The organism is Gemmatimonas sp. (genome assembly GCF_044376735.1).
Classification (GTDB): Bacteria; Gemmatimonadota; Gemmatimonadetes; order Gemmatimonadales; family Gemmatimonadaceae; genus Gemmatimonas.
This window is the reverse complement of record NZ_JBILKJ010000033.1, coordinates 16,219-27,835: the sequence shown is the minus strand read 5'-3', so window position 1 is coordinate 27,835 and position 11,617 is coordinate 16,219. Positions and strand designations below refer to the sequence as shown.

At 67.8% G+C, this 11,617-nt stretch carries 7 protein-coding genes and 1 pseudogene; 6 read left to right on the top strand and 2 right to left on the bottom strand.

What is annotated here, in order from left to right:
• From ACIRA7_RS07460 to ACIRA7_RS07435, 6 genes and pseudogenes are all read left to right on the top strand, one after another.
• Positions 1-108: pseudogene (locus ACIRA7_RS07460) on the top strand (UDP-N-acetylenolpyruvoylglucosamine reductase); the annotation flags it as partial.
• A 48-nt stretch (positions 109-156) separates the two neighbouring features.
• On the top strand, positions 157-759 hold the full coding sequence (locus tag ACIRA7_RS07455; RefSeq protein WP_396220222.1) for an RNA polymerase sigma factor: 603 nt from the start codon (positions 157-159) through the stop codon (positions 757-759).
• Complete coding sequence (locus ACIRA7_RS07450) at positions 747-1,766, top strand: FecR family protein (RefSeq protein WP_396220221.1); 1,020 nt, start codon at positions 747-749, stop codon at positions 1,764-1,766. The genes ACIRA7_RS07455 and ACIRA7_RS07450 overlap by 13 nt, the downstream gene beginning before the upstream one ends.
• On the top strand, positions 1,763-4,531 hold the full coding sequence (locus ACIRA7_RS07445; protein WP_396220220.1) for a carboxypeptidase regulatory-like domain-containing protein: 2,769 nt from the start codon (positions 1,763-1,765) through the stop codon (positions 4,529-4,531). The genes ACIRA7_RS07450 and ACIRA7_RS07445 overlap by 4 nt, the downstream gene beginning before the upstream one ends.
• A gap of 165 nt (positions 4,532-4,696) precedes the next feature.
• Positions 4,697-8,446 (top strand): carboxypeptidase regulatory-like domain-containing protein, encoded by a 3,750-nt coding sequence (locus ACIRA7_RS07440; protein WP_396220219.1) that lies wholly within the window; start codon positions 4,697-4,699, stop codon positions 8,444-8,446.
• A gap of 61 nt (positions 8,447-8,507) precedes the next feature.
• Positions 8,508-9,836 (top strand): hypothetical protein, encoded by a 1,329-nt coding sequence (locus ACIRA7_RS07435; protein WP_396220218.1) that lies wholly within the window; start codon positions 8,508-8,510, stop codon positions 9,834-9,836.
• A 181-nt stretch (positions 9,837-10,017) separates the two neighbouring features.
• On the opposite strand, the gene ACIRA7_RS07430 is transcribed toward ACIRA7_RS07435, so the two are convergent.
• Together ACIRA7_RS07430 and ACIRA7_RS07425 are read right to left on the bottom strand one after the other, a co-directional pair.
• The gene (locus ACIRA7_RS07430; RefSeq protein ID WP_396220217.1) at positions 10,018-10,485 is read right to left on the bottom strand and encodes a hypothetical protein; all 468 of its coding nucleotides are present in this window, start codon (positions 10,483-10,485) and stop codon (positions 10,018-10,020) included.
• Positions 10,486-10,503: 18 nt separating this feature from the next.
• Positions 10,504-11,508, bottom strand: a complete 1,005-nt coding sequence (locus ACIRA7_RS07425) for a creatininase family protein (protein WP_396220216.1) — start codon at positions 11,506-11,508, stop codon at positions 10,504-10,506.
• Positions 11,509-11,617: the final 109 nt, after the last annotated feature.

The window sequence follows — 11,617 nt, the reverse complement described above, 5'->3', positions numbered from 1 at the left end:
GCCACCGCCGCCGACGTGCGAGCGCTGGTTTCGCATGCGCAGGCGGAAGTGAAGGAACGGTTCGGCTATGAACTACAACCGGAAGTCGGCTTTATCGGGGAGTTCTGAACGGCGCCACTAGTCATCGCGCCGCCGTCGCGTGTCCCTTGAGCAACAATGACCACCTTCTTCTCCCCGGACGACCTCTCCGATCTGGCGGCCCGTGTGCAGCGGAGCGACGAGCTGGCGTTCCGCCAGCTGTTCGATGCGCTGTACGGACCGCTTCTTCGCACCGCACGCACGTTGGTGCGCGACGAGGCCGTTGCCGAGGACCTCGTGCAGGAGGCGTTCGTGCGCTTGTGGGACTGGCGCACGCGCCTCGACGCCGAGACACCCCTTCGGGCCTGGCTCTTTCGAACCGTGCGCAATCTCGCGTTCAACCTCCGTCGTGATGCGGCCACGCGGCAGCAGTTGCTGACCGACCCCGCAGCGCTGGCCAGCGCCGCCTCGCCGCGCCCGGCGGCATCGCCCGATGCCCACGTGTGCGGCGACGACCTCACCACACTGGTGTCGGCGCTCATCGACGATCTCCCCCCCCGTCAGCGCGAGGCCCTACTGCTGACGCGCGTGGAGGGCTTGTCGCACACCGAGGTCGCCGACGTCATGGGCTGCGCCCCGCGTACCGTGAACAATCACCTCGTGGCAGCACTCTCCACCCTGCGCTGGCGGCTCGCCGACGCCGGCGCGATGGTGGCGGCTTTTCTCTGGTGCGTGACGTGACCTCGAACTTTCCGAACGATGACGGACCGGCGGGCGCGCGGGTGGAGGCGGCGCTGGCCGCGATGCGCGATGCGTCCGCCCCCCATGCTGACCACGCGAAGCAGGACGCGGCGTGGGCGCGTCTGCAGGCACGCCTGCACGATCCGGCACGCATCCCGTTTACCGATGACGGCCCATTCGGGCCGACGCTGGTCACGAGCGACGCGACCGCGATCGATCGCGATGCCCCATCGGATATCCGATCGCGTACCCGTACCACCGTTCGCACCGCGCCGCGCCTGGGCTGGTCGATCGCGGCGGCGCTGATGCTCGCCGCCGGTGGGCTGGCTGCATGGGGTGCCACGCCGGTGCGGCACGAGGTCGCGAGGGGCGGCACCGTGACGCCGCAGCGGCTGCCCGATGGCACCACCGTGTGGGTGGCAGCCGGCAGCGCGCTCTCGTACCCACGGCGACTCGCGTGGCCGACCCCGCTCCGAAGCGCGGACCGTTCGGTCGCCCTGCGAGGGACAGCGTTCTTCGCGGTCGCCCGCGACGGTCGCCCGTTCATCATCCACACGCCCGATGCCACGGTTCAGGTGCTGGGTACGCGCTTCGAGGTGCGAGCGGCCGAGGGGCAGCACGGGTCGCGCGTGCAGGTTGAGGAGGGAAAGGTGGCCGTCACGGCGGGACGCGGGCGGCTGGTGCTCACCGCCGGGCAGGGAGCGAGGGTCACGCCGGAGGGGCTGCAGCCGCAGCCGGTGGCGCGGCAGGGCGTGGCGACGTGGCGAACCGGCGGACTCGCGGCGCTGGATGAGCCGATCAGTGCGGTGCTCGAGGAACTCGCGCGGCGTTTCTCGGTGGAGATCACGACCGACGCGACGGTCGATGCCCGCACCACGGTCTCGCTCTTCTACCCAACCGTGCCGGGGGTGGAGCGCGTATTGAGTGATCTATGCGCCGCCCAGAATCTCTCGTTCATCCGGACCAGTCGGGGCTTCCGTGTGCAAGGGGCGGTACGCGCGCCGTGATCGGTCGCTGGTTGCCACACCTGTATATCGGCGCGGCCTTGCTGGCGACGACGCGCCTGCCGGCGCAGTCCCGTCCGCCCACTGAGCGGCCCCCCGTCCGGGGAGCGGCGAGCACGCCGGCCCTGATTACAATCGCGCTCCTCGACCTGCCGCTCGTGGAAGCCCTCGAGGCACTGTCACAGGCCGCGCGGATGAATCTCGTCTGGCAGGCGGCGTCGCTGGGCGAGCGGAGCGCCACGCGCGTGTCGTGTCGTCATGCCGACGCCCCTCCCGAGGAGGTCCTCCGATGCATCACGCGGTCGGCGGGCCTCGACTACGTACGGCTGTCGTCGGGCACGTACGTCGTGGTGGCGCGCACGGAAAGCGCGCCGGTGTTCGCCGGCCTCGCCGGGGTGGTCATCGATGCCGCAACCGGGACCCCGTTGCCGTCGGCCCGCATCCAGCTGGCAGAGCTCCCCGCATCGGTGCTGTCGCAGGACGATGGCGGCTTCAGCTTTCCGCGTCTGCGTCCGGGGCGCTACGCGCTTTCGGTGCGCGCCGTAGGCTACCGGCCCTCTCAGTCTTCATTCGAGTTGCAGCCGAACGATGTGCACATGATCCGGTTGCCGCTCGAGCGCACCGACGTGTCCGCGGGACCGATCGTCGTCAACGGCGTGCGCCCGGGGGCCGCGAGTCGTGTGCTGGGCGCGGCAGAGCTCGCGCCACGCGCGATCGATGGCCTCGTCACCGGCCCCGCGGTGTTCCTCCCAGGCGCCCCGGTCCCGCTGGGCGTATCGCGACGCGACGGGACCGGCGACCTGCACCTTCAGGGCGGTGATCTCGGCGAGCATCCGTGGCGGCTGGATGGCATTCCGCTGTACGACGCCGGCTCGCTCGCGGGGCTGCTCGGCGTGGTCGCGCCGGCCGTCGTGGAGCGACTCACCGTGCGGCGCAGCGGATTTCGCGCCGCCGATGGCAGCTTCGCCACCGGCGTGATCGATCTCGAGCAGGCGGTCGTACCGGCAGACGGTGGCAACGCCCCCGCGACGGAGTTCTCGGTCAATCCGATCACGGCCTCGGGGCGCTTGTCGGCACCGATTCGCATGGCCGGGGCGCTGGGCCATGTGATGGTGGCCGGCCGCACCGGCATGTGGCAGTGGACGGCGCCATCGGCCTTGGTGCGCTCCCTGCGCCACTGGAGCGCACCCGACCCGGTCCTGCTTGCGCGCCTCAGCGGGTTTGCCGCGTTTCCAGGAACCGCGCAACTGGACCGAACGCGCTACGCCACCAGCGTCGGCGACGAGCAAGTATCCCTGCACGATCTGCATGCGGCCACGCGGTTGCGATGGGGGGTGTCGCAGCAGCTGGACGTCTCGGCCTTCAGGACCGCCAACGGCGTGTCCTACGACGGTACGGCGGCCGACACCGGAGCGGGAGTGGGCAGCCTGCAGTCGTCCGACGCGTACAGCTGGCGCACGACGGGCGGCCAGATGACGCACCGCTGGTTGATCGGCCCCCGCGTGCGGCAACGCGTGCAACTGCGCGCCGCCTCTCACGCACTCGAGCATTCGGGACGCATGCATATGCTCACGATGCCGGCCGCCGCGGTGACCGCCCGGGAAGACAATGGCATCGCGGAAGTGGCCTTCGCCGCCGACTGGCGGGTCACGGCGACCCAACGCGTGGACCTCGTGCTCGGCACGGAGCTCGCGCACACCGCCGCCCATCTGGATCTCGCCAACCGCGTGCTGCGACCGATCGGGTACAAAACGTCCGTGGTGCGCGGCGCCCTGTTCAGCGATGCCACGATCGCCGTCGGTGGCGGCCGATATCTCGACGCCGGGCTCCGGGTGACACAACTGCAGAGCGGTCGCACCTACGCCGAACCGCGCGTGGCGCTGCGCGGCGAACGGGTGTCGGGAGCGCGGCCATGGGCGTGGCGGGTGGCCGGCGGGGGCTACCATCAGTTCGTCAATCAATTCGATGCAGCCAGCACGATGCCGGTGGCGTTCGTGCCGAACGCGCGCTTCTGGCTGCCCAGCGACGGCGTCACCCCTGTGGCGCGGGCATGGCATCTGGCGGCGGAAGGCGTGTTGCGGCCGCGAACCGGCTGGGAGATCCGGGGCGAGAGCTACATACGCTGGCAGCCGTCTATCCCGATGTTCAACTACGGCGTGATGTTCGACAGCACCGGCATCAGCGCGCCGGTGCGAGACCCGGCCACGCTGCTGGCCCAGTCGTCAGGGAAGGCCTATGGCCTCGGGGTACGCGTGATCCACGAGGGTGCGCTCGCCGGCGTCGGCGTTCGCAGCGAACTCGCGTACGACGGTGGAAGCGCCAGCCGCCGTTTCCCCGCGCGATTCGGCGGCACGATGCAGCCGCCCCCCTGGCTGGAACCGCATCGCGTGCTGCTCGCCACCGAAGCGCGCCCCGTGAAGGGACTGGTGCTGGCCGCTCGCACGCGCGGCGTGTGGGGACGACCATGGGTGCTGCGCCAGGCATACTACGACCTGTTCGGCGCGGCACCAATGAACCGCGGCCTGCCCATCGGCATGCCGGGCGCGGAGACCCGTCCGGTGCTGATCGACGTGGATCTGGGGTTGTCCTACACTGGTCAGCTGGGGCGCACGCAGGTGGAGATCGGCGCGAGTCTCACCAATGCCCTGAATCGCCCCAACGTGCTCGACTACGGGCTACGCCGCCAGACAGTTGGCGCCGGATACGAGACGGTGCCGCGCTATCTGCCCGGACGTCAACCGGCGTTCTCCGTGCGCGTCCGTCCGTGAGTACGGCTCCATCCAAAATGTCTCGGACCGAGATCACGTCGAGAGGCAGAGGACGCTGAGATCGCAGAGGAAACGATATTGGGGACAACGGTGTCGAAACGCTGGTGAGGGATGGTCCGTAGCCTTATAGACACACCCTGCCCGCTCCCCCAGATCCCTCCCGACGTGCTCCGTCGTTTCCTGTCGCTCGCTGCCCTGCTCTGCCTCACCCTGTCGGCGACCGTGTCGCCCGCCCTCGCCCAACAGGTCGACGTGATCCGAGGCCGAATCACCGGTACCGAGAACGAGCCGCTCGACAATGTGGCGGTGGTGGTCACGTCGATCTCCGGCAACGTCAATCGCACCGCGCGCACCGACCGTGCCGGACGCTTCACCGTGACCTTCCCGGGCGGCGACGGCGACTACCTGGTCACCGTAACCGCGCTCGGCTACAGCGTGAAGCGCTTCGAGGTGAAGCGCGGGGCTGACGAAGACATTCTCATTGCCGACGCCAAGCTCTCGAAGGTGGGCGCCGTGCTCGACGCGGTGAAGGTGACCGCCGCGCGCGAGAAGGTGTCGCGCAACGACGTGCAACAGGACGTCGGCGGCACCGAACGGGTGATTCAGAACAACAATGCGCTGCCCCCCGACCAGATGGGGGATCTCGCGGCCATGGCCGCGACGCTGCCCGGTGTGCAGCTGGTGCCCGGACAGGACGGCGGCGCCAACGGGTTCTCGGTGCTGGGGCTCGGCGCCGATCAGAACAACACCACGCTCAACGGCATGATGTTCGGCGGCGCCGGGTTGCCGCGTGATGCCAGCGTGCTCAGTTCCCTCATCACGTCGCCCTATGACGTGTCGCGCGGTGGATTCTCCGGCGGTCAGTTCAGCCTGCGCACGCGCCCGGGGTCGAACTTCATTGGCCGAGGGCTGAGCTTCGTGGGTGATGCCCCGCCGCTGCAGTTCAGCGACGCGGCGGCACGGGCGAACGGGCAGGAATACACCAACGGGTCGCTGGGCGGATCGGTATCGGGGCCGCTGATTTTCGACAAGGCGTTCTACAATGTGTCCTTTCAGCTTGGCCGTCGCAGTAACGATCTGCAGACGCTGCTGAACACGTCGAGCACCGGCTTGCAGGCGTCGGGGGTAGCGGCGGATTCCGTGCAGCGTCTGGTCGGTCTGCTGCGGAATGCGAACGTGCCGATCGGCTACCGTGGCCTGCCCTCCAGCCGGCTGGGCGATCAGGGTTCGGTGTTCGGCGCCATCGACTTCACCCCGCCCTCGAGCACCAGTGGTGCCGCGTATAACCTCACGTTCAACGGGAACTGGAACAATCAGAATCCCGCGTCGCCGCTTGCCACCGGGCTGCCGACCACCAGTGGCGAGCGCACCTCCCTGAGTGGCGGCTTTCAAGGTCGCCACAGCGGCTACGTCACGCTGCGCGGCATCGGCATTCTCACCGAAACGTCGGCCGGCGTGAGTGCCTCCACGAATGACGGCTCGCCGTACATGGATTTGCCGGGCGGGCGCGTCCGCGTGAACTCGAATTTCGCCGATGGCACGAACGGGGTGCAGAGCCTCGCCTTCGGCGGCAACCAGTTTCTCGGCACGTCGCAGACGTCGAACAGCGTGTCGGCGATGAACACACTGTCGTGGTTCAGCGCCAACAACAAGCACCGGCTCAAGCTGGGCACGGAAGTGCGCCGTGATGGCTCGGCCCAGGATCAGACGGTGAATCGGCTGGGCACCTTCGCCTACAACTCGCTGGGCGATCTGCAGGCCGGCATTCCGATTTCCTTCACGCGCACGTTGGCTCCGCGTGAGCGCGAGTCCAGCATGCTGGTGGGCGCGATCTCGCTCGGCGATTCGTACCGGCGCACTACGCGCCTGCAGTTCCAGTACGGCGTGCGCGTGGACGCCAACCAGTATCTCGATGCGCCCGCCCGCAACACCGAGGTGGAGCGCCTGCTCGGTGTGCGCAACGATCGCGTACCCAATGGCGTGTTCGTGAGCCCGCGCGTGGGCTTCTCGTGGCAGTACGGCACAGGGCCGCAGATCGGTGCGTTCGACGGCGCCTTCCGTGGTCCGCGCGCCGTGGTGCGTGGCGGCATCGGAGTGTTTCAGAACACCCCGCAAGCCACGCTGATCGGTTCGGCCATCGACAACACGGGGCTGGCCAGCGCCATTCAGCAGCTGGTCTGCGTGGGGGCGGCCACGCCAAACCCCGACTGGAACGCCTACAGTAATCCGGCGCTGATTCCCACCCGCTGCGCCAATGGCGGCACGGGCACGGTGTTCGCGAACGGCGCCCCGAATGTGACGCTGTTTGCGAAGGAGTATGCCGCGCCCAGCAGCCTGCGGTCGAACCTCAGCTGGTCGGGACCGATTCTCCGGAACCGGTTGAATGCCAGCTTCGACGCCACCTACTCGCTCAACACGCGGCAGTCGAGCTTCGTGGATCTCAATTTCGCGGGACTGCAGCGCTTCGCCCTCGACAACGAAGCGGGCCGACCGGTGTATGTGCTACCAGGCAGCATCGTGCCGCTCACCGGTGCGATCGCGGCCGGCGACGGTCGCGTCGCCACGCCGTTCCAACGGGTCACGGAGCAGCGCAGTGATCTCTCCTCACGCAGCGCCCAGGGCAGCGTGCGCCTGTCGCCCACGAACTTCAGCACGAACTTCAGCTGGAGCATGAGCTACACCTACTCGAACGTACGCGAGCAGTTCCGCGGCTTCACCAGCACGGCCGGCGATCCGCTGGCGGTGAACTGGTCGCGCTCCACGTTCGATTCGCGCCATCAGATCACCTACAACCTGAGCTACAACGCGTTCGATTTCATTCGCCTGGGGTGGTTCGGGCAGTTCCGTTCGGGCACGCCGTTCACGCCCACGATCGGTGGCGATGTCAACGGCGACGGCTTCGGCAACGACCGCGCCTTCGTGTTCAACCCGGCGTCGAGCGACGCGGCGACGGCGGCCGGCATGCAGGCGCTGTTGACCAGCGGTTCACCGGTGGCCCGGGCGTGTCTGTCGTCGCAGCTCGGCACGCTGGCGGCGCGTAACAGCTGCCAGGGCCCATGGGTGAGTTCGGCCAACCTGTCGATCTCCTTCAACCCGATCAAGCTGCGGCTACCGCAGCGCGCCAACCTGTCGTTCAACGTGTCGAATCCGCTCGGTGCCGCTGACCTGCTGCTGCATGGCGAGAACAACCTGCGCGGCTGGGGACAGCAGCCGTTCCTCGATCAGTCGTTGCTGTACGTGCGCGGCTTCAATCCGGCCACCAAGCGCTACACCTACGAAGTGAATCAGCGCTTCGGCGCCACCAACCCGCAATTCAACAGCTTCCGCACGCCGGTCACGATCACGGCCCAGCTGCGCTACGACATCGGCCCCACGCGCGAGCGTCAGGTGCTCACGCAGTCGCTCGACCGTGGCCGTCGCACCAAGGGCACGAAGGCGGGCGAAGCGATGATCAAAGCGCAGTTCGGCAACGGTGGCGTGCCGAATCCGCTGGCCACCATGCTGCGCGATCAGGATACGCTCAAGCTGTCGTCGGATCAGGCCGACAGCCTGGCCACGATGAACCGCCGCTATACGGTGCGGTTGGATTCCATCTGGGCGCCGATCTCGAAGCGGTTCGCCGACCTCCCCGAGCGTTACGATCACGACGACATTTACGCGCAGTACGTGAAGGCACGGGAAGCCAGCATCGACATCCTCCGCGCGTACGCGCCGGCGGTGAAGGGGCTGCTCACCGATGCGCAGCGTCGCAAGCTGCCGCCCTTCGTGGCCAGTGCGCTCGACGATCGCTACCTCAAGTCGATCCGGTCTGCCACGTCGGGCGGCGGTGGCGGCATGATGATTCCCGGTGGTGGCGCCATGATCATGGGCGGCGGCATGGGCGGTGGAACACAAACCATCATCATGCGCCAGTGAGTTCATCTCCCGCTTCGCACGCTGTTGTTCCTGGTTCAACCTCACTAACGGACCCGCATTCATGACTCGATATCCCGCTTTCCTGCTCACCCTGTCGACGCTGGCGATGGTGCCGACGCTGGGCGCGCAGGCACGGCCGCCCATTCGACAACTCGGTGCGGTGCACGCCACCACCACCGATTCGCTGGGCATGGTGAACAACGTGCGGGCGCTGCCCGGCGGGCGGTTGCTGATCAACGATGCCACGAGCCGTCGTGTGTTGCTGGTGGACTCGACGTTCGCCCTCATCAGCATCGTGGCCGACTCCACGAGCAGCACGGCGAACGCATACGGCCCGCGGTCGGGCAGTCTGATCGCGTTCCGCGGCGACTCCACGCTGTTCGTCGACGCCGCCTCGCTCTCGATGTTGGTGATTGACCCGGCCGGCAAGATCGGCCGCGTGATGTCGGTGCCGCGCTCACAGGACGCGATGATGCTGGCCGCCGGTGGCCTCGGCACCGGTGCGTACTACAGCAACGGCTATCTCGTGTACCGCGGCATGCCGGGGTTCCGCATGCAGATGGGACCGACGGGCGCGCCCACGATGCCGGCGGTGGCCGATACCATGGCGATCGTGCGGGTCAATCTGCAGTCGCGCGCGGTGGATACCGTGGGGTTCATCAAGATCCCGAAGACGAACACCAACATGGTGCGCAGTGACGACGGCAAGATCAGCATTTCGATCGAAGTGAATCCGCTGCCGGTGGTCGATGACTGGGTCGTCACCTCGGGCGGTGACGTGGCCCTGATCCGCGGCAAGGACTACCATGTGGACTGGATGTCGCCCGATGGCACGCATCGGTCGTCACCCAAGATGGCGTTCGACTGGAAGCGTCTCTCCGACGAGCAGAAGGTGGCCCTGATCGATTCGGTGAAAGCAATTCGTGATCGCGCAGCGGCGGCAAATCCCGGACAGGGCAACGCGATGGCGGCGGCCTTCGGCGCCGCGCTCGGCACCGGTGGCGCGGCGGGCGGCGCGGCGCCGCAGATGGTGATGCGCTTCGAGACGGCCGGCGCGGCCGGCGGACGTCCGGGCGGCGGTGCCGCCCCGCAGATCATGGCCCCACAGATCAACTACGTGTCGCCCACCGATCTGCCGGACTATCAGCCGGCGTTCTTCGCCACGGCCGCGAAGGCCGACGACGATGGCAACATCTGGGTGCGGACCATCCCCACCAAGCCGATTGCCGGTGGCCCGGTGTACGACGTCGTGAGCGCGAAGGGCGAAGTGGTGGATCGAGTGCAGATTCCCGAGAACCGCACCATCGTAGGCTTCGGCCCGGGCGGTGTCGTGATCCTCGCAGCGCGTGACGGCGTCACGACGAAGCTCGAGCGGGCGCGGGTCAAGTAGGGCTCGGCGAGGCCGGCAACAACAGCAACAGGAACAGCAACAGCAACAGCAACAGCCAGAACACGGAAGCCGCGGATCACGCCGAAACAACACGGATAAGCTTAAAGCGCTGTTGGCTTATCCGTGTTGTTTCTGTGGTGATCCGTGGTCTCCGTGTTCTGGATGTTTGAGAGCTTGAGGCTTACCGATCCTCGAGCAGCACGTCGCGCTCAGCGCTGCGACAGAGGCGCTCGTCGCGGCGACAGAAGCTGGTGCGCAGCGTGCCGCGGATGGGCAGCGCTGACCGGGGCACGGTGACCGACGCACGCTCCACGAAGTAGGCGCTGTCTTCGGTCACGGTGGGCGCCCGCAGCAAGAACCGGCGACCGTCCCCGGCATTGAGCACGGGGGGCAGCAGCGCGTTCACGCGGGCGCCTGGCTCCACCGAGATCGTGAGGCGCACGGAATCTGCGCCGAAGGTGAGATCGAGATCCGGTGGCACGACGTCCCGCAGCTCTGTCGACTGCTGGGGCAACGGCGGCAGCACCGAAACGATCGGCGTGCCGGTCGGCGGTGCGGGTACCGGAGCACGATCACCGGCACAGCCGGCCAGACCGAGAGCGGTCAGGGCGAGCCGACTGTGCCGGCGGGTGGTGCGGAGGATCGACATCCGTCTAAGCTAGCGAGTTCAGTTCCCGGCAGGGCGACGCGGCGGGGCCGGCAGCGTCCCCTTGTTCGCGGTGGCCTTCTCGATGGCGTCGACCGTGACCTTCGTCCGGAATTCCACGATCTGCTTGGCCCACGTCGTCGCCTTCTTGCGGTCGGCAAGCGAGACACCGTTGATCGTCAGCAGCTTCGCCTTTGCCCGTTCGTCATAGCGAATCGACTTCGGGTCGTCGATGAACATGTTGAGCGAGATCTCCGGATCGTCGTGCAGTCCTTCGGCCACCGTTTGGTTCACGCCGAACTGCTCCATGTGCTTGGCCACGCTGGCGTAGTCGTAGTACTCCTGGATGTGCGCCACGATGGGTGCGCCCTGCCAGAGCTTCGTGACCGAGTCGGCCACCCACCGCTGCCCCGCCTGATTCCCGCCGCTGTCGCCGATCAGGATGATGCGCGTGAAGCCGTGCGCCTTGAGGCTGTGCACGAGGTCGGTGAGGAGCATGCGGAACGTCTCCTCGCGCATGCTGATCGTGCCGGGCGACACCATGTGTCCGCTGGCCGGGCTGATGTTGCCTTCGGGCACGAACTTCACGATCGGCGCGCACAGCGCATTGCCCAGCTTTCGCGCAATCGCCTCGCAATTCGTGTGCAGCACGTAGTTGTGCTTGCCCGTCACCAGCCACGGTCCGTTCGGCTCCATGCCGCCGGTGGCGATGATCGCGGTGGTCTTGCCGGCCTTCAGCGCATCGCGCACGTCCATCCAGGTCATCTCTTCCATCCACACCGTATTCGGCGCGGGGAGCGGATTCACCGCGTCGACGCAGTTGTACGGATTCGCCGTGCAGGTGCCGCCGCCCATGTTGCGCGGATCACGGGCGGCAGCGGACTGGGCGCCGCCCTGCGCGGCGGCGGTACCGCTGAGCGCCACGGACGCCACGGCGCTGGCCAGCGCGGCGCCCAGGATCGACGCGCGAAGCGAAACGGGTGCGGCGGCGCGCTGTGGCGTGCGCGAGAAAATGCCTCGGGACATGGTGGTGCCTCGGAACGGTTGGACGGTGGACGGACTCGGGGGTGCGACAGCGGACGATGCGGGACGATGCCGCTGAAATCACCACTTCGCCAGAGCGGAGTGCGCGTCG

Bases quoted from the DNA above. Each gene is read 5' to 3' on its own strand.
- ACIRA7_RS07435 (WP_396220218.1), top strand. From the start codon at position 8,508: ATGACTCGATATCCCGCTTTCCTGCTCACCCTGTCGACGCTGGCGATG.
- ACIRA7_RS07455 (WP_396220222.1), top strand. From the start codon at position 157: ATGACCACCTTCTTCTCCCCGGACGACCTCTCCGATCTGGCGGCCCGT.
- ACIRA7_RS07425 (WP_396220216.1), bottom strand. From the start codon at position 11,508: ATGTCCCGAGGCATTTTCTCGCGCACGCCACAGCGCGCCGCCGCACCC.
- ACIRA7_RS07430 (WP_396220217.1), bottom strand. From the start codon at position 10,485: ATGTCGATCCTCCGCACCACCCGCCGGCACAGTCGGCTCGCCCTGACC.